General features: G+C 66.0%; 25 protein-coding genes and 1 tRNA gene. 15 read left to right on the top strand and 11 right to left on the bottom strand.

Annotated features, from left to right (window positions below):
• Positions 1 to 1,011 precede the first annotated feature (1,011 nt).
• The 4 genes from AC1DE3_RS03000 (at position 1,012) to AC1DE3_RS02985 (ending at position 3,777) form a co-directional block, all read left to right on the top strand.
• Positions 1,012 to 1,470, top strand: a complete 459-nt coding sequence (locus tag AC1DE3_RS03000; protein ID WP_476852058.1) for a DUF6602 domain-containing protein — start codon at positions 1,012 to 1,014, stop codon at positions 1,468 to 1,470.
• A gap of 634 nt (positions 1,471 to 2,104) precedes the next feature.
• On the top strand, positions 2,105 to 2,632 hold the full coding sequence (locus tag AC1DE3_RS02995) for a T6SS effector amidase Tae4 family protein (protein WP_441512127.1): 528 nt from the start codon (positions 2,105 to 2,107) through the stop codon (positions 2,630 to 2,632).
• A 100-nt stretch (positions 2,633 to 2,732) separates the two neighbouring features.
• On the top strand, positions 2,733 to 3,344 hold the full coding sequence (locus AC1DE3_RS02990; RefSeq protein ID WP_476778976.1) for a LysE family translocator: 612 nt from the start codon (positions 2,733 to 2,735) through the stop codon (positions 3,342 to 3,344).
• A gap of 7 nt (positions 3,345 to 3,351) precedes the next feature.
• Positions 3,352 to 3,777 (top strand): secondary thiamine-phosphate synthase enzyme YjbQ, encoded by a 426-nt coding sequence (locus AC1DE3_RS02985; RefSeq protein ID WP_476778977.1) that lies wholly within the window; start codon positions 3,352 to 3,354, stop codon positions 3,775 to 3,777.
• 6 nt (positions 3,778 to 3,783) lie between these two features.
• Here the strand turns inward: AC1DE3_RS02985 and AC1DE3_RS02980 are convergent, their stop codons facing one another.
• Together AC1DE3_RS02980 and AC1DE3_RS02975 are read right to left on the bottom strand one after the other, a co-directional pair.
• Positions 3,784 to 4,035 carry a DUF2798 domain-containing protein gene (locus tag AC1DE3_RS02980; RefSeq protein ID WP_441512130.1) on the bottom strand — a complete coding sequence of 84 codons (252 nt, stop codon included), beginning with the start codon at positions 4,033 to 4,035 and terminating at the stop codon, positions 3,784 to 3,786.
• Positions 4,036 to 4,185: 150 nt separating this feature from the next.
• Entirely contained in the window at positions 4,186 to 4,503 is a 318-nt protein-coding gene (locus AC1DE3_RS02975) for a hypothetical protein (RefSeq protein WP_441512131.1), read from the bottom strand.
• A 205-nt stretch (positions 4,504 to 4,708) separates the two neighbouring features.
• On the opposite strand from AC1DE3_RS02975, the gene AC1DE3_RS02970 reads away from it, so the two are divergent.
• The gene (locus tag AC1DE3_RS02970; RefSeq protein ID WP_441512132.1) at positions 4,709 to 4,996 is read left to right on the top strand and encodes an HlyU family transcriptional regulator; all 288 of its coding nucleotides are present in this window, start codon (positions 4,709 to 4,711) and stop codon (positions 4,994 to 4,996) included.
• 38 nt (positions 4,997 to 5,034) lie between these two features.
• Here the strand turns inward: AC1DE3_RS02970 and AC1DE3_RS02965 are convergent, their stop codons facing one another.
• On the bottom strand, positions 5,035 to 6,054 hold the full coding sequence (locus AC1DE3_RS02965; RefSeq protein WP_476778978.1) for a 2-dehydropantoate 2-reductase: 1,020 nt from the start codon (positions 6,052 to 6,054) through the stop codon (positions 5,035 to 5,037).
• A gap of 180 nt (positions 6,055 to 6,234) precedes the next feature.
• On the opposite strand from AC1DE3_RS02965, the gene AC1DE3_RS02960 reads away from it, so the two are divergent.
• A complete protein-coding gene (locus AC1DE3_RS02960; protein ID WP_476778979.1) occupies positions 6,235 to 7,482 on the top strand; it encodes an MFS transporter in 1,248 nt (415 codons plus the stop codon).
• A 142-nt stretch (positions 7,483 to 7,624) separates the two neighbouring features.
• Here the strand turns inward: AC1DE3_RS02960 and AC1DE3_RS02955 are convergent, their stop codons facing one another.
• Positions 7,625 to 8,470, bottom strand: a complete 846-nt coding sequence (locus tag AC1DE3_RS02955) for an alpha/beta hydrolase (protein ID WP_476852057.1) — start codon at positions 8,468 to 8,470, stop codon at positions 7,625 to 7,627.
• A 144-nt stretch (positions 8,471 to 8,614) separates the two neighbouring features.
• Here AC1DE3_RS02955 and AC1DE3_RS02950 point away from each other — a divergent pair, with 144 nt between their 5' ends.
• A complete protein-coding gene (locus tag AC1DE3_RS02950; protein ID WP_441512136.1) occupies positions 8,615 to 9,028 on the top strand; it encodes a DUF2177 family protein in 414 nt (137 codons plus the stop codon).
• A 23-nt stretch (positions 9,029 to 9,051) separates the two neighbouring features.
• Here the strand turns inward: AC1DE3_RS02950 and AC1DE3_RS02945 are convergent, their stop codons facing one another.
• The 6 genes from AC1DE3_RS02945 to AC1DE3_RS02920 form a co-directional block, all read right to left on the bottom strand.
• Positions 9,052 to 10,074, bottom strand: a complete 1,023-nt coding sequence (locus AC1DE3_RS02945) for an SAM-dependent methyltransferase (protein ID WP_476778981.1) — start codon at positions 10,072 to 10,074, stop codon at positions 9,052 to 9,054.
• On the bottom strand, positions 10,074 to 10,874 hold the full coding sequence (locus AC1DE3_RS02940; RefSeq protein ID WP_476778982.1) for a DUF1295 domain-containing protein: 801 nt from the start codon (positions 10,872 to 10,874) through the stop codon (positions 10,074 to 10,076). Before AC1DE3_RS02940 ends, AC1DE3_RS02945 begins: the two co-directional genes overlap by 1 nt.
• The gene (locus AC1DE3_RS02935) at positions 10,871 to 11,497 is read right to left on the bottom strand and encodes a ChrR family anti-sigma-E factor (protein ID WP_476778983.1); all 627 of its coding nucleotides are present in this window, start codon (positions 11,495 to 11,497) and stop codon (positions 10,871 to 10,873) included. The genes AC1DE3_RS02940 and AC1DE3_RS02935 overlap by 4 nt, the downstream gene beginning before the upstream one ends.
• Positions 11,494 to 12,036, bottom strand: coding sequence for a sigma-70 family RNA polymerase sigma factor (locus AC1DE3_RS02930; protein ID WP_476852056.1), 543 nt, complete (start codon positions 12,034 to 12,036; stop codon positions 11,494 to 11,496). The genes AC1DE3_RS02935 and AC1DE3_RS02930 overlap by 4 nt, the downstream gene beginning before the upstream one ends.
• A 145-nt stretch (positions 12,037 to 12,181) precedes the next feature.
• Positions 12,182 to 12,550 carry a DUF2147 domain-containing protein gene (locus AC1DE3_RS02925; protein WP_441512141.1) on the bottom strand — a complete coding sequence of 123 codons (369 nt, stop codon included), beginning with the start codon at positions 12,548 to 12,550 and terminating at the stop codon, positions 12,182 to 12,184.
• A 29-nt stretch (positions 12,551 to 12,579) separates the two neighbouring features.
• Positions 12,580 to 13,173, bottom strand: coding sequence for a hypothetical protein (locus tag AC1DE3_RS02920; RefSeq protein ID WP_476852055.1), 594 nt, complete (start codon positions 13,171 to 13,173; stop codon positions 12,580 to 12,582).
• Positions 13,174 to 13,354: 181 nt separating this feature from the next.
• Here AC1DE3_RS02920 and AC1DE3_RS02915 point away from each other — a divergent pair, with 181 nt between their 5' ends.
• The 6 genes from AC1DE3_RS02915 to AC1DE3_RS02890 all read left to right on the top strand — a co-directional run bounded on the left by AC1DE3_RS02915 (position 13,355) and on the right by AC1DE3_RS02890 (position 20,343).
• The gene (locus AC1DE3_RS02915) at positions 13,355 to 14,668 is read left to right on the top strand and encodes an NAD(P)/FAD-dependent oxidoreductase (RefSeq protein WP_476778986.1); all 1,314 of its coding nucleotides are present in this window, start codon (positions 13,355 to 13,357) and stop codon (positions 14,666 to 14,668) included.
• Positions 14,665 to 15,468, top strand: coding sequence for a DUF1365 domain-containing protein (locus AC1DE3_RS02910; protein ID WP_476852054.1), 804 nt, complete (start codon positions 14,665 to 14,667; stop codon positions 15,466 to 15,468). The genes AC1DE3_RS02915 and AC1DE3_RS02910 overlap by 4 nt, the downstream gene beginning before the upstream one ends.
• Positions 15,465 to 16,700, top strand: a complete 1,236-nt coding sequence (locus AC1DE3_RS02905; protein ID WP_476778988.1) for a class I SAM-dependent methyltransferase — start codon at positions 15,465 to 15,467, stop codon at positions 16,698 to 16,700. Before AC1DE3_RS02910 ends, AC1DE3_RS02905 begins: the two co-directional genes overlap by 4 nt.
• Positions 16,701 to 17,021: 321 nt before the next feature.
• Positions 17,022 to 17,432, top strand: coding sequence for an acyl-CoA thioesterase (locus AC1DE3_RS02900; RefSeq protein ID WP_441512146.1), 411 nt, complete (start codon positions 17,022 to 17,024; stop codon positions 17,430 to 17,432).
• Between the two features lie 313 nt (positions 17,433 to 17,745).
• A complete protein-coding gene (locus tag AC1DE3_RS02895) occupies positions 17,746 to 20,154 on the top strand; it encodes a methyl-accepting chemotaxis protein (protein ID WP_476778989.1) in 2,409 nt (802 codons plus the stop codon).
• 113 nt (positions 20,155 to 20,267) lie between these two features.
• A tRNA-Ile gene (locus tag AC1DE3_RS02890) sits at positions 20,268 to 20,343 on the top strand.
• Between the two features lie 849 nt (positions 20,344 to 21,192).
• Here the strand turns inward: AC1DE3_RS02890 and AC1DE3_RS02885 are convergent.
• Positions 21,193 to 22,116 (bottom strand): AraC-like ligand-binding domain-containing protein, encoded by a 924-nt coding sequence (locus AC1DE3_RS02885; protein ID WP_476852258.1) that lies wholly within the window; start codon positions 22,114 to 22,116, stop codon positions 21,193 to 21,195.
• Between AC1DE3_RS02885 and AC1DE3_RS02880 the strand changes: the two genes are divergently transcribed.
• Positions 22,048 to 22,260: a hypothetical protein gene (locus AC1DE3_RS02880; RefSeq protein WP_476852265.1), complete on the top strand. Its 213-nt coding sequence runs from the start codon at positions 22,048 to 22,050 to the stop codon at positions 22,258 to 22,260. The genes AC1DE3_RS02885 and AC1DE3_RS02880 overlap by 69 nt on opposite strands.
• Before the next feature lie 149 nt (positions 22,261 to 22,409).
• On the top strand, positions 22,410 to 25,487 hold the full coding sequence (locus AC1DE3_RS02875; RefSeq protein WP_476778991.1) for a S8 family serine peptidase: 3,078 nt from the start codon (positions 22,410 to 22,412) through the stop codon (positions 25,485 to 25,487).
• Positions 25,488 to 25,498 lie beyond the last annotated feature (11 nt).

The raw sequence follows: 25,498 nt of genomic DNA, 5'->3' as shown, positions 1-25,498 counted from the left end.
GCGCTTCAAGGTCGGTCGCGGCACATGGCGCCCTTCAAGGGGCTCCTCCGGCGCTTCTCAGCGGGGCCTCGTAGAGCGAGTTTTGCCCAGGCAGACGGCAGCCAAAATGCCGCCTAGGTCCATCTAAAGGGTGGCCTAATTCATCACAGAATTGCCGCAATGTGGTTTCCGCCCGTGATTACAGACGGTTACGGCGAGTTATTAGGGTCTAAGGGGAGGCCTAAACGCCCAAGGCTCTGCGGTTGATAAAGGCGCCCGCAGAGAGGGTTATTCGTTTGCCGGTGGAGGTGACGTAACAATCGTCGCCGGCTTGATGCCGGACGTTAGGTGGGATGTCATGTTGGTGCGGCCTCTCGTCATTCCGAGGATGCTGCCGTTTATCGTCTGTACGTAATTAGCTGTCAATAACGTCTGGACGAAATTGGTTTTGCGGAGGCATGAGCACGAGATGGGCCGGAAACTGCGTTATCCCGAGAGGACCGAATTGCCACTTGCGGCCGGCACGACTGCCCGAATTGATGCGGTGAGGCAGGAAGGCGAGACCCGCCTAGACTTAATCCGCCATGCCCTGGACCTTGAGCTTACCCGACGCGGGGCACCTGAGGTTGCAGATGAACAGGTAGGCGCACAGACACCGGCACCCAAGACCAAGAACACGGGCCGCCGCTAGCGAGTTGACCCTTGGTAGACCTTGCTGGCCGTCACGGGTTGCGCAAAGCTCCATGAGGCCAGCGGTGACCCCCGAGAGGCCATCCGCATGCTGCTCCAGGACTTGGGCACGATGTCGCTCGATGCCGACGCTGCGGCGTCTCGCGGCTTCCTTCGCGGTCGGTTCTCTGAGGGGGCGAGACGGCGGCCGGTTGAGGGTGAGGGGGTCTAGTGCGCTGCCCATTTTTTCCTTGTGGGTAAGCAACGTGCTCAGCGCCGTTCGGCTTAAGTTTCGGCTCTACCCGGCAAATACTGAGCCCTTTCCCGCTGAGCGGCTCCATAGCGCCGGAACGGAAGCGTATCATGCTAAAATCCCATCTCGATGCAGTGGAGCGGCATCTACTTGCCATTTCACAAATCCCAGCCAACGCCGGGCACATGCTGCATCGAGGGACTCCGCGAGAGGCGTTTATTCGCGAATTTTTACAGGGTCATTTGAGTTCAAAACTTGCGGTCGGGACTGGAGAAATTATCGATGCAAATTCAGCGCCCCGTGAGCCGAGAAACCAGTTTGATATCGTCATCTACAAATCAGATAGCCCGCGTATTGATCTAGGAGGAGGAATTAGCGCGTTTTTAGCGGAGTCGGTCGTTGCGACCATTGAGGTTAAGTCGCTTTTGACCGAGGCTGAGTTGGCGACAGCCAATCGCAATGCGGCCGCCGCGAAGCGTCTGACACGAAACTTATTCCTTCAGCACCGGATGGGTTCCGCCTGGGATCATTTCGTTTCTGGTTTCTTATGCAGGTCCGGCTCGGATTGAGACCGTTCATGGTTGGGTTGAGCGCTCTGACCGCGATCTTGGAATAAACCAAGCGCCCTTGCCACCGCCCCGTGAGCAGCACCCAGGAATGCCTCCCGCTCCGTCCCCACGGCTCTCGGTGGTCGGCGGCGGAATAGATGCTTGTATATGCCTTGGGCTTGGGTCAATTATATTTGATAATTCACCTATTTCTCTAGTTGAAGATGCGCAGAGAATAGCGCAGCCTCTGGCAAAGCGCCTCATTATTGAAGAGGCTGATGGAAATTTACTTTGGCTGTTCCTGCTCTTGACGGAAGCGGCGTTTAACGTCTCTGCGCAGTGGCCGAACATGGCAGCTTATCTAGGAAGGCATCAGTTCCGAGGGCTGTTCAGATAAGCGAAGCACTTCCGTGACTCTCAGCCGTGTAACAAGCGGCCTTGACTGACGATAATTTCCCTTTAGTTTCAAGCGTAGGGGCGCAGGAGCTTCCTGGACAACTGATCCAAAGAAGGCCGGCCGCAACGCCGGCCTTTTTCATATGTGCCCTCCGACAGCCTGTCGGAGGATGTCCCACGAACGCAGGATGCGGCTTGAGAGCGGGCGAAGCAGGGTACGCTGCTACGCCACTCGATCGTAGAGGCTCGAAACCGCACGATGCTGCCATTTACCTATGCTGCGCTTGCCGAACGGTTCGCGACGGTCCGACCCTGGGCGAAGAAGACGGTCGGCGATGCCACCAATCGTTGTGCGATCTGCATGGGCTATACGCTGCGGCTGACGCCCTCGGAGGACGATGCGACGATCGAGCATCTGGCGAAGATTGCGAGCCGGGTGAATGGCGATGCCGGACCCGTGGGTGGAGCGCGCCCGATGGGCACGCTCAGCGCCAATTTCTTCATCCGGGCAGCGGAACTGGAGCCGCGAGTCCGGCGGGTCTATGGTGAGCCGGACGTCAAGGGCGCCTCGAACAAGGTATGGCGTTCGGTGCTCGGCAAGAAGGGCGTGCTTTATCTGGAGGATTGCTACCAGACGGAAGGCGACAAGAGCACGTCCTTCCTGTTCTTCCAGCGCGTGAATGGCGATCATTGGGATCTGTTCAACGGCATCAACATGGTCGCCGAGGAGTATCTGCTCAGCGGCAACAGCCATGACGGCCAGCTCTATTTCTGGATGGCGCGCTGAAGCAAAGTGCATCGGACACCGCGTTGGCGACCCAGCGTTGCCGGGCACTTGATCTCGCCGGTTGGAAGAGGCTTCTTGGAGCCAACTGCCCGGAGGCCTCATGTCCCCAGAATTCCTCCTCACCTCACTGATCATCGTCGCTTCGCCGGGAACGGGCGCGCTCTATACTATCGCCGCCGGCCTCACGCGCGGCAGCCAAGCGAGCGTGCTCGCCGCCTTCGCTTGCACGATCGGGATCGTGCCGCACCTGATCGCGGCGATGATGGGCATCGCGGCGCTGCTGCATGCCAGCGCGCTCGCCTTCGCCATCGTGAAATATGCCGGCGTCGGCTATCTGCTCTACATGGCCTGGCAGACGCTGAAGGAGCATGGGACGCTCAAGGTCGAGACCGAGGCGGATGCGCGCTCGGCCTGGCTCGTGCTGCGCGACGGGCTGGCGATCAACCTGCTCAACCCCAAGCTCTCGATCTTCTTCGTCGCCTTCCTGCCGCAGTTTATCGCGGCGGATGAAGCCAGTCCGATGGCGCGGATGCTGGAACTCTCGGGCGTGTTCATGGCGATGACCTTCATCGTCTTCGCGCTCTACGGGCTCTTCGCGGCTGCGATGCGCGACAAGGTCATCGGCCGCCCGGCGGTGATGGCGTGGCTGCGCCGCAGCTTCGCGGCCGCCTTCGTCGCGCTCGGCGCCAAGCTTGCTCTCACCGAGCGATGAAACGGCGATGTCGCGCCAGGCAATCCTGACGATCGATACGCGCGGACCGGGGCTTTACGAGTTCACCGACCGCGCCGTCGCCTTCGTGCGTGCGGGCGGGGAGACCAGCGGCTTGCTGACGCTGTTCGTGCGGCACACCTCCTGCTCCTTGCTGATACAGGAAAATGCCGATCCCGATGTGCAGCGGGATCTCGACGCGTTTTTTCGCCGGCTGGTGCCATCCGCGGATGATCCGGCGATGGATTATCTCGTCCATCGCGCGGAGGGGCCCGACGACATGCCCGCCCATATCAAGGCGGCGCTGACCCCGGTCTCCCTCTCGGTTCCGGTGATGGGCGGGCGCCTCGCGCTCGGAACCTGGCAGGGGATCTATCTCTTCGAGCACCGGGCGAGGCCGCATCGGCGCGAGGTCGCGCTGCACCTCGGCGCCTAGCAGCGCTCAAGCCGGCGGGGCGACGACCAGCGCGACGAGGCGCCGGACCACGGGCAACACCAGCAGCAGGGTCGGGAAGGCGACGATCCAGGACAACGCCCAGGAGCCGGGCCAGGTCTGCAGGAATTCGGCCGTCGGGCCCAGCGCCTTCAGCGTCGAGATGCCGGAGACGACGAAGGTCATCAGCACGGACAGGAAGAACGGCATAGCCACCCCGGCGTAGCGGGCGGGCAGGCGGCGGAAGACAGGGCGAGGCATAGGTCAGGCTTTCGCAAGTGGCAGGCTGTTCGGATGCATCCGATGCGGCCATGGGCCGGCTGGACGCGTTGCCTGACGTGAGACGCTTACGAACGGGGACGGAGCCCGATGATGGCTCCATAGTCGATTGCCGAGATCGTGCCAAGCCGTCTACCGCGCCACGAATATGTCTGGGCTGGGCAGGGGCTCCCAGGCTTCGCCGGCGCCGACGAGGCAACTGACGCCGGCGGGCGTGGTGGCGAGCAAGGTCCAGGTGCTGGCGGGGCCGACATAGAGCTCGAACAGGACGCCGCTATCGGTCAGGCCACTCCCGACCATGCGCTCGCCGAAAGTCTCGCGGAGTTTTTCGGCAACATGGGCGCGTTCGGCACAGGGCGTCTCGTGCGGCGCAGCTTTCTGGGCGAGGGCGCTGGGCGAAAACGCCACCCCCGCCAATCCAGCGATCATCAGGACCTTGATCAACGTCATGGCCACCTCCTGTCCGGAAGCGGCCGCCCGGGCGGCACGACGACGGCAAGTCTTGCGACCGCCCAGAACAGATTGGATGTGGGAAGTTCCGTACGGTCGTTCAAGCGCTTGAAGCAGCGAGACGCGCCGCTTTCGGCATGCCGAAACAGTGCTCCCCTTGGCGCGGCTCCTGTCCTATATCAGCGGCAAGCAATCCGGAGGTGCCATGTCTTTCTTCAAAACACTGTTCGGCGGTCGCAAGCCCGCGGAGGAGAAGCCGGCCGGCCCGGTCAAGAGCATCGAGCACAACGGTTTCACCATTCATGCGACGCCCTATCAGGAGGGCGGCCAGTACCAGCTTTGCGGCGTCATCGAGAAGGTGATCGACGGCGAGACGAAGAGCCACCGCTTCATCCGCGCCGACCGCTTCCCGGGACAGGCCGAAGCCGCAGACTTCACCCTGGTGAAGGGCCAGCAGATCGTCGACATGGAAGGCGAGCGCATCTTCCGCTGAGCATCGGCGCGGGTGCCGTCGACGCCGCCCAGAGCGCGCTATTTGCCGGGGAGCCGCCGCAGCGCTCCCAAAAGCTGGTCTGCGGTCCATGAGGTCCGCAGGCTCTGGGCTTCGGCGTCATGGACGAGTTCGCAAAGCCGGGCATTGACGGGGGCGGCGCGTCGGAGGCTTGCCGCGAGCCGGACCACCTCGCCATTGATCCAGTCGATCTCGGTCGGGCGGCCGGCCGCGAGGTCTTCGGCCATCGAGGAGCGCGCGCTCGGATCGATGGCGAGCATGCGCCGCGCCAGCACGCCGAAGACGAAATTCGGCAATTCGAGCAGGGCCGGGATCCACCGCGCGGGCAATGGAGTGAGCCGCGCCGGCGCGATGCCCGCCTTGCCGAGAAGAGACAGCGCCTCGCGCTGCGCCTTGGCCAGGCAGCGTCGATAGCCGCGTTGCGACAGTTCCTGCTTCAACGGGAGGTTTGCGAGCGCATTGACGGCGTTGTTGAGGTTGAGGAGCAGCTTGGCCCACTGGACGGAGCGCATGTCGACCGGCCGCGTGAGCGCCAGCCGGGCCCGGTCGAAGATCGCGAGGCGTTTATCGGCGTCGCCGCCGGCCTGCACATAGAGGTTTCCTTCCGAGGCCTGGTGGAACCTGCCAGGTCCCTTGGAGACGACATTGAACGGCACCATGCCGTCGAGAACGGTGCGATCATCCAGGAGGTCGCGCAACAGGGCGCCGTTGCCTAGGCCGTTCTGGAAGCTGACGATGGCGGCCGCAGGAGGCAGCACCTCCGCCAGATCGCGAGCGGCCACGGCCGTGCCGCCCGATTTGACGGTGACGAGAACGAGATCGGCGCCCGAAGCCATCGCGGCATCCGAGCCGAAGACGATCGAAGCGGGCGGTACATGCCAGGCGCGGCCGTCGTAATGCGAGATGCTCAGGCCCTCGCGCGCCAGCACCTCGCCCATGACGGGGCGCCCGACGAAGCGGACATCGCTGCCCGTGGCGAGGAGGCGCCCGCCGATATAGCAGCCGATCAGCCCGGCGCCGTAGATGCAGATCCTCGTCATGTCGCGCGCTCCAGCCGTTCCGGTGTCCCGTCAAAGCGGAGAGGCGTCAAGCGCGCTCGGCAAGGCGATCCTGCTGCGGTCGCGCGGCGGCCCTGCCCCCGGTGCGCTTGTCCGGGACGTCCCAGTCGCTAAAGCTGCCGGGAGAAGAGCCATCTCCAAACAGGTGGCCGCCGAGGAAACATGTCCCAGCCTGCCGACCGTTATCAGCCCGATTCTCCCTATGCCTGGCTGCGCCTTGCCGTTGCGCTGGTGATCGGCACCGTCGCCTGCGTCGGCTCCTGGTCGGTCGTGGTGGTCCTGCCGGCGATGCAGGGCGAGTTCGAGACGCTGCGCGCGGGCGCCTCGCTGCCCTATACCTTCGCCATGCTCGGCTTCGGCGCCGGCAACATCGTCATGGGCCGGGTCGCGGACCGCTATGGCATCACGGTGCCGATCATCGCCGGGGCTCTGCTGCTGGCCGCCGGCTACACCGCGGCGGGGCTGTCGCATTCGCTCTGGCAGTTCGCGCTGGCGCATGGGCTGCTGATCGGGATGGGCAGCGCGGCAGGCTTCTCGCCGCTGATCTCCGACCTGTCGCACTGGTTCCGCCGCCATCGCGGGCTTGCCGTGGTCTGCGGTGCCTCGGGCAGCTATCTCGCCGGCGTGGTCTGGCCGCAGGTCATCACCTGGGGGCTGGCCCATCATGGCTGGCGCGCCACCCATTTCGGCATCGCCGTCGTGGCGCTGGTGGTGATGCTGCCGCTGGCCCCGTTCTTCCGCCGCCAGCCCACGGCCGCGACGCTGGCCGCCGCTGAGGCGCATAGCGCCGGGGCGCGCGGCGATCTTGGCCTCAGCGCCAACCAGCTCCAGCTCCTGCTCTGCGTCGCCGGCTTCGCCTGCTGCGTGGCGATGGCGATGCCGCAGGTGCATATCGTCGCCTATTGCGGCGACCTCGGCTACGGCGTCGCCCGCGGCGCCGAGATGCTGTCGCTGATGATGCTGCTCGGCATCATCAGCCGCGTCGGCTCGGGCTTCGTCGCCGACAGGATCGGCGGGGTGGCGACGCTGGCGCTGGGATCTTTGATGCAGGGCGTCGCGCTCTTCCTCTATCTCTGGTTCGACGGGCTGACCTCGCTCTATGTCGTCAGCGGCATCTTCGGGCTGTTCCAGGGCGGCATCGTGCCGATGTACGCGGTCGTCATTCGCGAATACCTGCCGGCCAAGCAGGCCGGCGTGCGGATCGGCCTCGTGATGTCGGCGACGGTGCTCGGCATGGCGGTCGGCGGCTATCTGTCGGGCGTGATCTTCGACTATTTCAGCTCCTACCGGATGGCCTTCCTCAACGGCCTTGCCTGGAACCTCGTCAATCTAAGCGTGGTCTGCTGGCTGATGCTGCGGTCGCGGCGCCCTGCGCCGCCGGCTCAACTGGTCGGCGAGGCGGGGCGGTAGGTGCCCAAGCACCAGACGTGGCCTTCCGGGTCCTTGCAGATGAAGGGTATTGCGACGGGGCGCGCTCAAGCTGGTGGCGCATCCGCTGCCGGCAAAATGCCAAAGTGCGAAAGTGGGAACGGCTCGCGGGGGCCAGAATGCGTCACGTCGCGTTGAGAAAGGCGACGATATCGTCGAGAACCGGCGCCTGCCATTGCAACAACCGAGCGATGGATGTCGCCGTTCCCGCGTGGCCGAGCCCCGGATAGATCTTGAGCGACACCGATTTGGCGCCGGCTCTTCTGAGCGCCCGTGCGAGGCGCTCGCTGTTGCGCGGCAGGACCGTCGTATCTTCAGAGCCCGTCGCCAGAAGGATCGGCGGGGCGTCGCGCCGGGCAAAGTTCACCGGCTGTGTCTGGGCCAGGTCGTGGGCGTTGCCGAACGCCTGCTTCGTGACGTCGATGTCGAGCGGGAGAAAGTCATAGGGGCCCGAGAGGCCGACGGTGGAACGGATCGCGCTCGCATGAAGCCCGGCGGCGGCAAGGTAGCGCTTGTCCAAGGTCAGCATCATCGCGTTATACGCGCCGGCGGAATGCCCAATCAGATGTATCGCCTGGGACGCACCGCCGAAGCTGGCGATATTGTCGCGCACAAAGCGCAGCGCCAGCGCGCCGTCCTCGATGAAGGCCGGAAAGCGGACCTCCGGTACCAGGCGATAATCAGCAATCACGGTGACGAAACCGCGCGAGGAGAGGGCGTCTCCGACGAAGGCATAGGTCTCCTTGTCTCCGCTGGCCCACGAACCGCCGTAAACGAAGAAGGCGACCGGCCTCGGAGCCGCTCCGGCACCGCGCGGCACATAAATGTCCATGCGCTGCCGAGGATGCGAGCCATAGGCGACGTCGCGCTTGCCCTCGGCCAAGCCGCCAGGCCGGAGGGCTGCGCAGCCCGGGAGAGGCGCTACAGCGAGTATCGGAATGATAGCGCGGCGGGAAATCTCGGTCGTCATGTCGCCATCGGCCGGAGGAGCATGCGAAATCATACGCCTCGCGTGCCGCGATGGATCTGTTCGCCGGATGGCGCAGAGGCCGGATGCGATACTGAACCGCTTCGGCATTCCCGGCGTATCCTCCATACAACCCGGGAGGTCATCATGCGCTTCGTTGCCGGTTACATCGCCTTCCTCGTCGCGTTCGGAATCAGCGATGCCATCTGGCTGGGCACGATGACCGCTGTGCTCTATAGGCCCGCACTCGGCGACCTGATCGTCGAGCAGGTGCGATACTGGCCGGCTGCTCTGTTCTATTTCGGCTTCCCGCTCGGCGTGATCTATTTCGCGCTGATGCCCGCGCTGCGGGATGGGAGCGCAAGCACTGCCTTGCTGAATGGCGCGCTCATCGGTTTGCTCGCCTATGCGACCTACGACCTGACGAACTACGCCACCTTGCGGCCCTGGACTCTGACGATCACGCTCGCGGACATCGTCTATGGCACGGTCGTCGTCGGTCTGTGTACATGGATCGCCTATGGCGTCGTCCGCCGTGCGGCCGACTGGGGCTGGGTTTAGCCGTCCCCTACCGGCCAGTCCCCTCAGGTGGCGCGCAGCCTGTAGTGATGGACACCCCAGACATTGCCGCTCGCGTGGCCGAACAGGCCGCTCGTTGCCAGAAAGAACAGGCGCCAGCGCCGGCGCCACAGCGGCGCTTCCGCACCATAGACCTGTCGCAGGATGGGATCGATCATCGGCAGGTTGCGATCGAAATTCGCCAGCCAGTCTTCGGCGGTCGCCCGGTAGTGTTCGCCGCTCCAGCGCCACTCGTCCTCGACGTCGAAGAGATCTGGGAACTGGTGCGCGAGCGCGGCACTCGGCATCAGGCCGCCGGTGAAGAAATGCTGGGCGATCCAGTCGCCCGCGTCGGCGGCATCGAAGCGGTAGCAACCCTGCCCGTGAGCGAAGACATGGATGAACAGCCGGCCGTCCGGCTTCAGCCAGCCGCGAATCCGCCCGAGAAGCGCGCGCCAGTTCGCCATGTGCTCGAACATCTCGACCGAGACGACGCGATCGAAACGCTGCTGCGACGCGAAGTCGTTCATGTCCGCGGTGACGACGCGCAGATTTCCAAGATGGCGGCGCCGCGCCTGCTCCTCGATATAGGCGCGTTGCGAGGCCGAGTTGGAGACCGAGACGATCCGCGCCTTCGAATAGCGCTCCGCCATCCACAGGGACAGAGAGCCCCAGCCACAGCCAAGCTCGAGGATGTCCTGCCCATCGGCGAGATCGGCATGCTCCGCCGTGAGTTGCAGCGCCGTCTCTTCCGCTGCCGCAAGCGTGTCGCCAGGGTCGGCGTAGTAGCAGCAGGAGTATTTGCGCCGAGAGCCCAGGACCAGATCGAAGAAGGCGGCAGGCAGCTCGTAATGCTGGGCGTTGGCGGCGTCGGTATGGACGGCAATCGGGAACGCCGCCATCGCGCCGGCGAAGGCCGCGGCGTCGGCCGATTGCGCGGCGAGCGACCGATCGGTGCGCCCGACCAACGACGCGATCACCATGCGGCTGACGGCATCGGGTACGGGCAGCCCTTCGCCCCAGGTCGAGAGCCTTTGCATGATCGTCATCACGTCGCTCCTTTCGGCGGCAGCGGGATCAGGGCGCTGGTGCGATGCTGGTATGCGCGATAGGCGTCGCCGTGCTTGGCGAGCATGTGCTCTTCCAGTGGCGGGATGCCGGAGATGCGGGTGAGCAGCACAGTGATGCAGGCCGGTGCCAGCAAGGCGAGCCAGCCCCAGGGATAGCCGGCTCCGGGAGCGATCACCGCATAGGAACACCAGAGAAGGCATTCGAAGAAATAATTGGGATGCCGCGACCAGCCCCACAGGCCACGCTCGCAGACCCCGCCCTTTCCCGAACGAGCGAAAGCGCGCAACTGCGCGTCCGCGAGGGCGCCGCCCGCCAGGCCGGCGACGAACACGGCCAACCCTGCGAGATCGCGCGAGCCCAGCGAAGGCGCGGGATTATGGGCCGCCAGGACGATCCCCAGCGCCAGCGGGATGCTGACCAGCGCCTGCATCTGGAGCAGCCGGACCATCCGAGGCGCCGCCTCGGTGCCCCAATCGCGCTTGAGCTTGGCATAGCGCGGGTCTTCGGCGATGCCGCTCGTGCGGTGTGCGATATGCATGCCGAGGCGCAGCGCCCAAGCGAGAGCGAGGCCGGCCACCAGCAATCTCCGCGACATCGGGCCTGTTCCGAAAGGCAGCAGCGCGGCAACGATGCCCGTGGTGCCCAGCCCAAAAGTCCAGACCACGTCGATCCAGCCGGAATTGCCGGTCCGGCGCTCGATCGACGCGGCCAGCGACATGAAGGCGGACATCGCCAGGGCCGTGAACACCGCAGCTCCGGCGAAGGAGGCGATCGTCACAGCCGCACCAGCGGCTGCAGCAAGCGCCCGAGCCAGCCCTGGAACAGCACGTTGCCGGTCATGGCGACGATGCAGGTGCAGCCTTCGACGGGATCGACGCGCGGGGTGTGGTCATGCTCGGAATCCGCTTCGTCGAAATCGCCGGACGCATAGCGTCCGTATTCGTGCTCATAGGCACCGGAGAGGATCGTGGTCCATTCGAGGCCGCTATGTTTGTGATGGGGCAAAGCGATGCCCGGCCCGGCGCGCAGCATGAAGACACGGGCCTCGGCGCCGGGAACCTCGACGCGCCGCATGGCGATGCGGATGCCGATCGGGCGCCAGGGACCGAGGCCGTAAGGGCGCAGCACCTGCGGCATCCCGGTCTCGGGCGTCGGGGTGGCCGCAACCGATACCGGAATTTCCCCTGCCGCGGTGCCCGCATCGCGTGGGCCGGACGCCATCGCGACGGGCTCCGCGGCATCCAGCAGCGCGCCCTGCACGGCCTGAAGTTCCCGCAGCCGTTGCCGGCTCTTCCGATCCGCCTCGATATGACAGGCGACGACCAGTGCGAAGCCTTCGTCGAGCTGCCCTGCGGCGAATGCGGCGAGCGTCTCGTCGGATGGGCGATGCATGATGCTCATCGCAGATCCTCCAGCCGGCCGCGCAGATGCGACAGTGCCAGACGTAGCCGCGATTTCACTGTGCCGAGCGGGATGGCGAGGCGGCGGGCAACATCCTGATGGCTGAAGCCTTCAAGGAAGGCGAGTTCGACCACGCGGTACTGATCGGTCGAGAGCTGCGTCATCGCTGCCCGTACGCGCGCGTCACGTTCGGCGCCGGAGAGCGTCGCATCGGGCTGTTCGGGGGAGTCTTCATCCAGAATCTCGTACACTTGCGACAGTCGCGAACGGGTTTCCCGGCGGGCGATATCGATGCGCAGATTGCGCGCGATCGTCGCGATCCAGGTCGAGGCGCTCGCCTTCTCGGGGTCGAACAGCGCTGCCTTGCGCCAGACGGCGAGCAGCGTTTCCTGCGCGACCTCCTCGGCGAGCTCGGCCGAGGTTCCACCGCGCATCAGCAATCCCTTCACCCGCGGCGCGAAATGATCGAACAGCGCTGCAAAGGCCGCCCGGTCGCCCGAGCGCGCAATACCGGCAATCAATATGTTGGGGTCGAACAAGACGACGAACCGACCTCCTTGCGCGATAGCTCCCGCCTTGCGCATGCCATCGAGAGTCAGGGCGAGTGCGGGAACCATATGCGAAATACGTGGGCGTCGTCGCATCGGATCACCGGCCCGACTTCGGCGGTGACATCATCCACCGTCACTCGACGGCCTTCCAGTTCACGTCACGGCAGATCAGGCGCCCCAGGATGCAGCCGCGCGTGGTGAGCGCGCCGGCCGTCGCCGTGATCGTCATCGAATAATTCCAGTCGCGCTTGGGGTCATAGGCGTTTCCCGAGAACGTTCCGTCGGGCTGACGCGCAAGCGTCATGATGAGCTTGTCGCCAGCCGCCTCGCCCTTGCTGGTGTCGCCGATCCAGAGGTTGGTGGCGCAAATCTTGTCGCCGCATGGCGCGATGCGCACGCGCGCATTGCCGTCGTCGCGTAGCCACGTTCCATCGAGATCGGCGGCGGCCGCGCCAGCAGCCGAAGACGAAACCAGCGCGAGAGCGAGCAGCAGACGCCTCATGGCGGTGTCCTTTCAGCGAACGACTTCGTCTACGCTCCACGGTCGCGGTCGGTTTCATAGGGGCGCGAAATTGTGTGAAGGCGTGTGGCGAAGAGCCATCCGATCAGCACGGTCAGGGATGCGGCGCTCAGAAAATTCAGGCGCTGCAGAGCTTCGTATTCGCTCGGTTGGTAGCGGTGCAGCGGCGCCCCCAGCAGCGCCGTCGGCAGCAGATAGGTGACGAAGGCGAGCGCCGCGAAGCCCAATGCGAAGGCGCGCTCCGAGCGATGAAACAGCATGAGCGCGAGCATCAGGCAGGGAAACAGGAAGACTTCGACGCCGGAGCCTGGGCCGAAGGCAACGCGACAGAGCAATGTGTTGCCGATGCCGGCGAGGAGAAGCAGCGCCCGCCCGGCCAAAGGGCTGCGCCGCATGGCGACCGGTACGGCTACGAAAAACGGCGTCGACAGGAAGGTGACATAGGACGGCGTGGCGACGGGCGAGACCGCCCAGTGGAGATAGAACGGATAGAAGGGTTGGTTGGAGACGACCACGATCGCGACTGTATTGGCGATCGCAGCCCGCGGATCTGGATCGGCTGAATAGGCGCCGATCGCCGCGACCAAGCGCTTCACTCGGCTCATCGGCATTATCGAACCCTCGCGGAATGTTCCGACCTTTCTTCGCTTACGAGCGAGACCCAAGGGTGGGTCACCTCGCCCGCGCGTTTTTGGTCGCGCCACAGCAAATCCAGTCCGGCGCGGGCCGCGTATACCGGTCATGAAAAGCGGGGACGCGACCATGGAGCGAGCAGGGGGAAAGGCGATGAAGATCGCCGTGGTCGGCGCCGGCATCTCCGGCCTGGCGGCAGCATGGCTGCTGGGGCAAGCGCATGAGGTGGTGCTGTTCGAGGCGTCGCGCCGCCTCGGCGGTCACGCCAACACGGTTCGCGTTGCCGGCGCTGGCAGCGAGACTGCGGTCGACACCGGCTTCATCGTCTTCAATGAGGCGACCTATCCGAACTTTATCGCGCTGATGGACCATCTTCGCGTCGCCACCCGGTCGACCGAGATGTCCTTCGCCGTGTCGCTCGACGGAGGCCGGCTCGAATATAGCGGTACCAGCGTCGCCGGGCTGTTCGCCCAACGCAGCAATCTGGTGCGGCCGCGCTTCTGGGCGATGCTGCAGGACATCACCCGCTTCTACCGGAACGCGTCCAGGGACGCGCTCGCGGGTGGCGCGGCCGAGATTTCGCTCGGTGATTACCTCGCGGCCGGCGGCTACGGCGCCGCTTTCCGGGACGACCATCTCCTGCCGATGGCGGCTGCGATCTGGTCGGCCCCGTGTTCGGAAATCCTGTCCTATCCTGCTGCCGCCTTCCTGCGCTTCCATCACAATCACGGATTGCTGCAGCTCGCGGACAGGCCCGCCTGGCGCACGGTGACAGGCGGCAGCGCCGTCTATGTCGACAGGCTGCGAAAGGCCTTCTCGGGCGAAATCAGAACGTCCTCGCCGGTGAGGCAGGTCAAGCGTGGTCCGAGCGAGGTCGTGCTTGTGGGCGAGGGCTGGAGCGAGTGCTTCGACGCGGTCGTCTTCGCCACCCATGCCAACCAGGCGCTCGCGATGCTCACGGACGCCGATATGGCCGAGGTGCAGGCGCTCGGCGCCTTCCGCTACAGCCGCAACCGCGCCGTGCTGCATGGCGACGCCGCATTGATGCCGACGCGTCGCCGCGCCTGGGCAAGCTGGAACCATATCGGCGACCGTGCCAGGCCGGACGCCGCCTGTGCGGTCACCTACTGGATGAACCGGCTGCAAGGCTTGGCGGACGCGCCGCCTCTCTTCGTCACGCTCAACCCGCCCGATTCGCTGCGCGGCGATGCCGTTCTGCATGAGGAAATCTACGAACACCCCTTGTTCGATGCGGCGGCGCTCGATGCGCAGCAGCGGCTCTGGGCGCTGCAGGGAGCGCGTCGAAGCTGGTTCTGTGGCGCCTATTTCGGATCGGGCTTCCATGAGGATGGCTTGCAGGCGGGGCTCGCCGTTGCCGAGGCGCTCGGCGGCGTCCGTCGGCCCTGGCGGGTTCGCGATGAATCCGGCCGCATTCCCGTTCTGCCCCGGCTGGAGCAGGCCGCATGACCTGGCAATCGGCCCTCTATGTCGGCCGGGTGCGGCATCATCGGTTCCGGCCCCGGCCGCACGCGCTGGCCTATCGCGTCTTCTGGATGCTCATCGATCTCGACGAGATCGATGAGCTGGCCGCCAGGCTTTCGCTGTTCTCGCGCAACCGCTTCAATCTCTACGCTTTTCGTGACGCGGATTACGGAGATCGCAGCGGGCGACCCCTGCGCCCGCAGATCGAAGCCGCCCTTAGTGATGCCGGGATCGCGCATGACGGCGGCCCGATACGCCTCCTGACCATGCCGCGCATCCTCGGCTACGCGTTCAATCCGCTCAGCACATATTTCTGCTATCGCCGCGACGGCAGCCTCTGCGCCACCGTCTATGAGGTGCACAACACCTTCGGCGAGACCCACAGCTACGTCGCGCCCGCCGATGCTGCCGGGCGAACGCTCCGCCAGGAAGCCTGCAAGCTCTTCCACGTCTCGCCCTTCATGGGCCTGGATATGCGCTACGCCTTTTCAGTCGCGCCACCCGGCGAGCGCGTCTCCGTCGCGATCGACGGTCATGATGCCGAGGGGCGCCTCATCGCCACGACGCTCGGCGGCAAAAGACGGGCACTGAGCGACGCGGCGCTGCTGCTGCTCCTGGCGACCCACCCGCTCCTCACGCTGAAGGTCACCGCCGCCATCCACTGGCATGCGCTGAGGTTGCTGGCGAAGCGCATTCCCTGGCGGCCTCATCCGGCCGCGCCTGAGCGCCCCTTCAGCGTGGGCTGCGCCGTGACCCGGCATGCGAAAGGACCGATGCAGCCATGAGCCGGCCCGATACCGAACAGCATCTCCGGACGGGCGAGCAGCCGCTCGCGTTGCCGGGTGGCGTCGGCCTGTCGCGCTGGTTCCTGCGTCGGCTGCTGTCCCACATCAAGATCGGCCGTCTGACGGTCTTCACACCGGACGGTGCGCGCCATTGCAGCGCTCAGGCTGTGGCCGGACCCCAGGCGACGATGATCCTGACAAGCTGGCGAGCGATGCGCCGCCTGCTGCTCGACGGCGATATCGGCCTGGCTGACGCCTATCGCGACGGCGACCTGTACACGCCGGATCTCACGGCGCTGATCGAACTCGGCGCGCGCAACGACGCGACGCTGCGCAAGCTCGTCTCCGGCGCCTGGCCTGCGCGCCTGCTCAACCGCGTGCGGCATCGGCTCAACGCCAATACGCGCAGCGGCAGCCGCCGCAACATCGCGGCGCATTACGATCTCGGCAATGAGTTCTATGGCCATTGGCTCGACGCCAGCATGATGTACTCCTCGGCGCTCTATGCGGATCCGACGGAAACGCTCGAGGCAGCGCAACAGCGGCGGCTCGACAGGCTCGTCGCCATGCTCGGCCTCTCCGGGGGGGAGCGTGTCCTTGAAATCGGCTGCGGCTGGGGCGCGCTCGCGGAGCGGCTCGCCCGCGAAGGCTGCCGCGTGACCGCAATCACGCTGTCTCCCGCCCAGCTCGAAGCGGCGCAACGGCGCATCGCGGAAGCTGGCCTTGCCGAGCGCGCCAGCGTCCTGCTTCAGGACTACCGAGACGTCTCGGGCGAGTTCGACCGCATCGTCTCGATCGAGATGATCGAGGCCGTGGGCCGGGCCTATTGGCCGTCCTACTTCGCCACGCTCAGCCGCTCGCTTCGGCCCGGGGGCCGCGTGGTCCTGCAAGCCATCACGATCGATGACGCGATGTTCGAGGATTATCAGCAGGGCACCGATTTCATCCAGCGCTACATCTTCCCCGGCGGCTGCCTGCCATCGGTCCCGGCGCTAAAGCGAAGCGCGATGGCGGCCGGCCTCGGCGTGGTCGAGCAACTCGACTTCGGTGACAGCTACGCCCTGACCCTGAAGGATTGGCGGCGGCGATTCCTCGAACGCTGGAACGAGATCGCGCCGCTCGGCTTCGACGAGCCGTTTCGCCGCCTGTGGGAGTTCTATCTCTGCTATTGCGAAGCCGGTTTCCGGGCGCGGACGATCGACGTCAACCTCATCAGCCTGCGGGGCCGCTGACGGCCGCAGCGTTCCGCACTCACTCTGCGGCCCCTCGCGGTCAGAGGCGACGCATCATCAGCCCTTTGGCGACAACGAGTCCGGCCGGAGCAGCCGATGCCGGCCCCACGGTGATCGCGAAGGGCGTGTCGGTGGCCAAGGGCAGGTTGTCCAGCCCCGGCGGCGCGGCGACGGCGTGGCCGATGAGCTCTATCGGGCGCCGCCTGCCGGCCCGTGCTCTGGGCGTTGCGCGAGGCACAGTGGGCAGCGGCGCGCTTGCCTGTCGCCGGCCGCCTCGCCATCATCGCCGGCGAATACCCCGCCGAGACTCGCAGGACTCCCATGACCAAAGCCGACCACCGCCACGAACACGAGCCGCGCGGCACGCTGACGGTGCGGACAATCGCCATGCCCGGCGATACCAACGCCAATGGCGACATCTTCGGCGGCTGGGTGATGTCGCGGATGGACCAGGCCGGCGGCATCGCTGGCGTGGATCAGGCGCAAGGGCGCGTGGTCACCGTTGCTGTCGATGCGATGACCTTCATCCACCCTGTGAAGGTCGGCGACGTGCTGAGCGTCTATACGGAGATCGAGTCGATCGGCCGGACGTCGATGAAGATCCATGTCGAGGCCTGGGCGAAGCGCTTCCGGACCACGCTGCATGAGAAGGTGACCGACGCGACTTTCACCTTCGTCGCGATCGACGAGGAGGGCCGTCCGCGCCCGGTGCCGAAGCCGGCCAAGGACTGACCGCGCCTCAATTCCTAACGGGGGATGAAGTCGCCCTCCGGCAATGTGATTCAAAAGAATCCATTTTTAAACCGTTCTTTAAGCGCGCCCGGACGATGCTTTGCTCCGACAGACCGGGGAAGACCCGGCCGGGGGAATTCATGTCCGTTCGATGCCGCATGCGGGTCCAGCCGCCTGGCCGCCGCCAGGGGAGGGAGGGGATTCCCGTGGCCGCGGCGCCGTCGAACAGCCGCCTCCCGGCTGCGGCCCGGCCGGCACCTCGTTTCCCTTAAGTTCGTCGTTCAGCGTTGCGTGATATCCGGAGTACGACTTCATGACGAAAGCCAAGCCCGCGCGTGAGGGCAAGCCGTTGCGGATCGGCATCGCAGCACGCATCTATGCCGCGCTCGGTATGATGACGGCTCTGACCCTCGTCTCCTCCTCGGTCGCATGGTTCTCCTATAATCGCGTCGACCAGACGGTGGACGATCTCGTCGGCAAGAAGATGCCGGTCGTGGAACTCGCGCTCGAGCTGTCGCAGGCGGCGACGCAGTCGACCGCGCTGGCGGCGCGCTTCAGCGAGATCGAGTCGGTCCAGCAGCGCTCCGCCCTGACGGGCGAGCTCGACAAGGTCGAAGTCCGGCAGATGGACCTGCTGCGCCGTATTGCCGATCAGGGTCAGGTCGACAAGGCGAAGACACAGGGAGCGATCGACGCGCTGTGGCGCCAGATAAACGACATCAACGACCTGACCGGCGACCGGCTGCGCAACGCCTCGGAGCAGGGCGAAGCGCTGGGCAAGCTCTCGAAGGCCCGTGAAGGCTTCACCGCGCTCGCCGATTTCGAGACCGGCGATGCCCAGTTCAACGTCAAGATGAACATCGCCAGCGCCACCCAGCTCACCGGCAAGGAAGTCGAGGAAGCGCTGTCCAACATCATCGACAAGGATCTGGCGGCGCTGCAGACGGCACAGGCGCTGCAGCTCCAGGTCAGCGAGCTGGTCGGGCTGCTGCGCGAGATTTCCCAGATCGAGAGCCCCGAGAAGCTGGAGAACGCGAAGGCGCGCTTCAAGGCGATCCTGGGCCAGGTTCGCGGCTTCCTCGCCGCGGCGGACAAGATCCAGGCCAATCCGGCGCGCGCCCAGGCCGTCAACGCCGTGATCGACCTCGGCGAAGGGCAGAGCGGACTAATTGCGATCCGCGAGCGCGACCTGAACACCAGCACGGCGATCCAGGCCGGCCTCAAGCAGACCCATGTCGCCGCCGAAGCGGTTCGCTCCCAGGTCGGCGAGCTGGTCAGCACGGCGCGCAGCGAAGCCGTGGCCTCGGGCGAGGCCAGCGGGGCGCTGATCGACCAGAGCAAGCTCTGGCTCGGCGGTATCGGGCTCGGCTCGCTGCTGATCGCGCTGGCGCTGTCGCTGTTCTATGTCCGGCCGATGATCGTGGGGCGCCTCAACCGCCTCTGGGCCGCCACGAAGGCGATCGCCGACGGCGCGCTCGAGACCGCCGTCGACACCAAGGGCAACGATGAGATCTCCGACATCGCGAAGAGCGTGCTACTCTTCCGCGACAATGCGGTGGCATTGCGCGCCGCCGAAGCCGCCAAGATCGAGGATCAGGTCCGGGCGCAGGAGCAGCGCCGGCAGATGATGCAGGAGTTGGGCGAGGCCTTCGGCGTGGTGGTGGCCGCCGCCGCCGCCGGCGACTTCAGCCAGCGTGTCGCGGCCCAGTTCGCCGATGCCGAGCTCAATGCGCTCGCCGGCTCGGTCAACACGCTGCTTGAGACGGTGCAGGCCGGCTTGTCCGAGACCTGCGACGTCCTGGCGGAACTCTCGGCCGGTCATCTCTCGGCCCGTATCGAGGGGCTCTATCAGGGTGCCTTTGCCGAGCTCAAGGACGGCACTAATGCGCTGGCCGACGAGTTCGAGAGCACGCTGGCGCGGCTGGCCGAGACGGTTTCGGCCGTGCGCAGCGCCACCAGCGAGATCCTCGACGGCGTCACCGACCTCGCCGAGCGCACCAGCGAGGAGAGCAACGCCGTCTCGATGGCCACCAACCAGCTCGGCGCCTTCGCGGGCACCGTCAAGAAGACCGCGAGCGAGGCGGCCCAGGCCACGGGCATGGCCGAGGGCGCTGAGCAGCGCGCCCAGCAGGGCGAGAAGGTCGTCGCCTCCGCGCTCGAAGCGATGCAGCGCATCCGCCAGTCCTCGAGCAAGATCTCCGAGGTCATCGCGATGATCGACGAGATCGCCTTCCAGACCAACCTGCTCGCGCTCAACGCGGCGGTCGAGGCGGCGCGCGCCGGCGATGCCGGCAAGGGCTTCGCGGTGGTCGCGACCGAGGTGCGCAGCCTCGCCAAGCGCTCGGCTGATGCCTCGAACGACGTCAAGAAGCTGGTCGAGGCCGCGCATGGGGACGTCAAGGTCGGCGTCGGCCTCGTCGAGGAGACATCCGCCATGTTCGGTGCGATCGTCTCGTCGGTGAACGAGTTGACCGGGCTGATGAACGGCATCTCGCAGACTGCGCGCAACCAGGCCAACGACGTCTCGGCCATCAACACCGAGATCGACGGCATCGGCACGATGGCGCATCAGAACGCGGCCCTCGTCGAAGAGACCAACGCGGCACTGGCGCTGACGGACGAGCAGACGCGCGCGCTGACCGAGCACATCGCCCGCTTCACCTTCCGCGAAGGCCATGCCGCCGGGCATCACGACAAGCCGGCCATGGCGACCGCGGCCTGAACAACGGCACGCCGAGAAGACGAAGGCCCTGCGCAGCTGCGCAGGGCCTTTTCCTTTTCGATGTGGCCGCTATCGCCTTGCTTGCCGGCCTCGCACGGTGCTAGGCGAGTGACGGGCCGGTAGCTCAATGGTTAGAGCTCGCTGCTCATAACAGCGCCGGTGCCGGTTCGAGTCCGGCCCGGCCCACCATTTCCGATCAGAATTGCGAACCGGACCGTGCCCAGCGGCGTGGCTTCTGCAACTCAGGGCGGTCTGGCGATAGCAACATGCGGAGGCTGACGATGCGGTGTAGCGCCCGTCGGTTGCATCGATGAGCGCCACAATCAGACATTCGGTCCCTGCCAGGAAGCGGCCATTCTGCGCCGGCGGGTACCGCGACCGACATTGGCCCACACGGTCAGATCCGTTTTCCATGAGGTGGAACCGTCCGTTCTTAGCGATGTCAGGCTGCGTTCGCCGAAAGCTGTGCGTTCCATAGAGCGCGGGATCGAGGCCGATCGAGGCGACCCAGCCGTCGAGCGTGCGACCGTATTGCCGGGTCGTTACGTGATCGCCGGGTCGGCCGCGGCTCGGAAACAGCCAATCGCCAGTTGCTGCTGGTCGCCTCCTGAGCTGAGCTGTCAGCGCCTCTCGGGTCGGAGCCGTCAACTCGAATGGCACCGGCCGGCCGGTCTTCTGCTGGATGATCGACGTCCTCAGCCTCGCGGTTGCGCCGAGCACCACATAGCCACGTGAAGCCGGACAAGACCGCAGCCGCGCAGCTTCCTGTCGATCGCGAGATTGAACATTGCCAAATCTCGCATACGGCGTTCGTGCTGCAGCCGTGTCCTGATAGCCCGGATGTGACGCGGCTTTAGTGGCGGCTTCGGGCCGATAATGCGCCCCGTATTCCAGGCTGGATTCTGATGAGTCTCCTGAGCTTTGAAGAGCATGACGCATCCTCCATCGGGATGCCACATCCGGGACCAACCGTACCGCATCCGCCGCTCGTGCGTTGCGCCACAACCGGACATTGGGCGCGCAGCTGAACCCCGACAGTCAGACCAGGTGCCGGAGCCAGTTCGCCAGGCTGCCATCGCCCGCTTCGAGCGATGGCGACAGGCGCAGATGCACGACGTCGCGCGGCGCGATGCCGAACTGAGCCTTGAAGGCGCGCGAGAAGGCATCGTCGCTCGAAAAGCCGAACTGGCGCGCGATTTTCCCGATGCCGCCCCTTCCGCGCGTCGAAGCATTAAGCGCCAGACGGGCTCGCGCCAGCCGGCGCTGGCGGATATAGTTAGAGACCCCGCCGATTGGGGCGAAGAGGCGGTAAAGCGCCGAGCGCGACAGGCCGAATGCACTGCAGAGCATTCTGGCATCCAGAGCGGGATCGCCGATCCGGCGATCGATGAAGCGGCAGATCATCGCCACGCTTGCCGTCAGCGTTGCAGGGGCATCTCTGTCGCGCCTCAGTACAGGCGATAGGCAGGCCGAAAGCAGTTGCGCGCTTGCCTTGGCGATGTCCGGGGCTGCTGTCGGTTCCAGTGTGGGCGCCCCTTTCAGCAGGCTGCGCAGATGGTCCCCCGCCAGCGAACCGAGAGCGCTTGTCCCGGACAGAACGGTGCCATGCACGCGGTCCAGACTGCCGGCGTCGAGTGCTAGCAGGCCGCGCGGCAGGACGAGGCTGACCGCCCGCATGTCGGTGGCATGAGACCGGACCGGACGGGACAGGTCGAAAACCAGGACGTCGCCCGGGCCGGCATGAATTTCCTCCCCATCCAGGTCGAGCGTCGTATGACCGGCCTCGTACCGCTGGATCAGCAGGTGATCGACGCCGACCGCGCCGATCAGGCTTTCCGAGCGTTCATAATGCTGGGCGCTCGTCGCCACCTGCCCGACCAGCGCGGTGCTCAGATGGTGCCGATCGAGCTCGGCGTGGAAACCGGCATCCCAATCGCCCGCGAGCGGCCGGACATCGAAGATCGGCGCAATGGTCTCACGCCAGCTCCCGAAAAGCTGGCGCGCGTGATCGCCTTCCTTGCCCATCGCCCGGCCTGCCCCCCATCGCCGCACCGCCCATTACCAGGCATCCGCGACGTTTTTCTAGACGAAAGAGAGCTGCGATAATGTAAAGAGGCCGACGAGAGAGCGCTGATACGCCGCCCCGGATGATTGGGACGCAGCGTCGCCTCTCCACCGTCTCCCCGGTTTTCGTTCCATGTTACGCGCCGAACGACCGGTCCACGCCTGCTGGACCACGTTGACGAGCCTTGCCTATGCCGATCATCGCCGCGCACCGCGCCGTCCTTCGCTCCGCCTTCCTCTGCGCGACCGCGGCGTCGCTTCTCGCCGCTCTCATGCCGATGGCGGCTTCGGCATCGGATCTGCCTGCGCTGCCGGACGCTTTTTTCGGCCGCCCCGTCCGCAATCTCCCGCGTGCCGCAATGACCCCTGCGCCCGCGTATTTCGCGACGCCAGAATACAACGCCAATTACGGCCTGGCGCAGATCAACGCCGCCGACGCCTATGCGCTTGGACTCAGCGGAAAAGGCGTGCTGGTGGCGGTGGTCGACAGCGGCATCGATCTCACGCATCCCGAATTCGACGGCAGACTCTCGCCGCTATCCCGCAATTTCGGGTTCGATCGGCCCGACCCGGCCGATATCCTCGATCGGGATAGGTTCTCACACGGAACCCACGTGGCCGGCACGATCGCCGCCGCGAGAGACGGCAACGGCATGCAGGGCGTCGCCTATAACGCGGAGATCCTGGCCTTGCGCGCGATCGTTCCGGGCGGCGGGGATATCGCTGCCGCCATCCGCTATGCGAGCGAGCACGGCGCCAAGGTCCTGAACGGCAGCTACGGCCCTTCTTATCCCTCGCCGACCCTGCCGGACGGCAGCCCCAACCCCGACTACGTCGTCTTCCCGATCCAGCCCTACCATATCGACGGCACCTCTGCCGAAGTCTCAGCCATTCGACAGGCCGGCGCATCGGACATGGTCATGGTCTTCGCCGCGGGCAACGAGCGCGAGGACCAGCCGGTGATCGCGCGCAATCCGACGGGTGCGGCCTTCTACCCCGCGATCCGGCCGGAGAATGCCGGCAAGAATCTCTATGTCTTCCTCGACGGCAATGGCGACCAGATCAGTTCGAGCAGCCTCAATTATTCGGATCTCCAGCCCTATACGATCGCCGTCGTCGCGGTGGACCGCGATCGCAAGATAGCGTCGTTCAGCAACTATTGCGGCATCGCCGCCGCCTGGTGCCTTGCGGCGCCCGGCGTCAACATCGTCTCGACCGTAACCCCGGCCAATGGCAGCTCGCCGACCGAGCCGTACAATCTATCCAGCGGAACCTCGATGGCTGCTCCGCATGTGGCAGGGGCAGCAGCCCTCGTCCGCGAAGCGTTTCCATTCATGACCGCGCCGCAGGTGGTCCAGTCCATCCTCACCACGGCGACCGATCTAGGCTCGCCCGAGATCTATGGCTGGGGCCTGCTCAATGTCGGCAAGGCGGTGCGCGGCCCCGGCCAGTTCGTGCAGACCTTCGACGTCGACACCAAGGGCTATTCGGCGACTTTCGGCAACGACATCACCGGCGCGGGCGGGCTGGTCAAGCGGGGCGAAGGCCGGCTCGAACTGAGCGGCCGCAACACCTACGCCGGCGGCACCGCTGTCATCTCCGGAACGCTGGCGCTGAATGGCTCCGTTACCTCCGCAGTCACCGTCGGCCAGCAAGGCACCTTGCGCGGCACCGGCTCGATCGAGGCTGGCCTGTTCAGCGCCGGCACGGTCATGCCGGGCAACTCCCCCGGCACGCTGTTCGTCAAGGGCCCGGTGAGCTTCGGCGTCACCAACCGCTTCGTGCTCGACATCGACGGGACCGGCACGGGCAACGGGGCAGGCAACTATTCGCGTCTCGTCGCACAGACCGTTTCGGGACATGTCACCGTGGATGGGCGGATCGCCCCCGTGCTGCGCGGCATCGCCGGCGATGCGAGCAACGGCTTTACGCCCGTGTCCGGAACCGCTTTCCGGGTGCTGGTGGCCGAGGGAGGCCTGAGCGGCAGCTTCACCGGGCTGGACCAGCCGGCCAATGGCTTGCCTGCCAATGCCCGCTTCGACGCCCTCTACGGCGCCACCGGGCTGTCGCTGGTCGTGACACCCGGCTCCTATGCCGCGCTCGCAGGCCTGAACGGCAATGGCTTCTCCGTCGCAAGGGCGCTCGATTCCGTGCGGCCAGCCGCCGGGACGCGCCCCGATGCCGCGCGGCAGGAGGTATTCGACGCGCTCTACTCGGCCGCATCGGGCACGCTGCCTGGTGCGCTGAGCTCGCTGTCAGGGCAGAGCTACGCCGATGCCCGCATGGCGATGATGAACGCCCAGCGCACGGTCAGCGCGGCTCTCGATCAGCGCCTGACGGCCGGCTGGTCCTCCCGATATGACCAGCTCACCGGGCTGGGAGCGGCGGGCTATGCCAGCCTTGGCAGCGCTTCGGTCGAGCCCGGGCGAGTGCAGCCGGCGAGGGACGGCGTGATCTGGGGGCAGGCCCTCTACGGTTTCGGGCGGACGGGAGGAGACGTCAACGGGACGGGCTCGCGCTTCGGCCTCGCCGGCGCCATGATCGGTGCGGAAACCGCCGCCTTCCCGGCCGGAACGATCGGCGCCGCCCTGGGATACACGCGTTCGAGCGCAGACCCGAAGGCCGATGCGGCCGGCCGCGTCGCGCTCGACAGCTACAGCCTGGCGACCTATGGCCGCGCCGATTTCGGTGCCCTGACCCTGCGCGGCTCGATCGGCGCCAACTATGGCAAGACAGACGTTCGCAGGACGATCCAGCTCGGCAATGCCCAGCGGGCCGCACATGGCGAGGGCGATAGCTACGGCTTCTTCGGCAATGCCGTCGCCGGATATCGCCTCGCCTCCGTAGCGGGCCTCGATCTGTCGCCTGAAACCGGGATCAGCCTGCTTCATTCCCGACAGGATGGCCTGACCGAGACGCAGGCCGGGGCTTTCGCGCTGAGCCTGCGTGGTCAAGGCCAGACTTCCGTGCGTTCCCTGGCGGGCGCCCGGCTGTCGACGCCCCTGGCCGGCGACGCGAAGCTGCGCCTCGACCTCAAGGCCTACTGGTCTCATGAGTTCGCTGACAACGTCGCGGTCCTGCAAGCGAGCCTGCTGGGTGCGAGTGTCGTGACGCGAAGCCCGGAGGCAGCCCGCGACGGAGCGGTGATCGGCGCAAGCCTGTCGGGCTTCGTCACCCCGCGGATCGAGGTGGCCGGCTCCTATGACGGCGACCTGCGGCTGGGAGCCACGACCCATCGCTTCTCCTTCCAGGCGATGACCCGCTGGTAGGCCGACCGGAG

It is taken from the genome of Allobosea sp. 10L417 (assembly GCF_056395485.1).
Note: the sequence above shows the minus strand (reverse complement) of the source record. Positions and strands in the feature narration are given on the sequence as shown.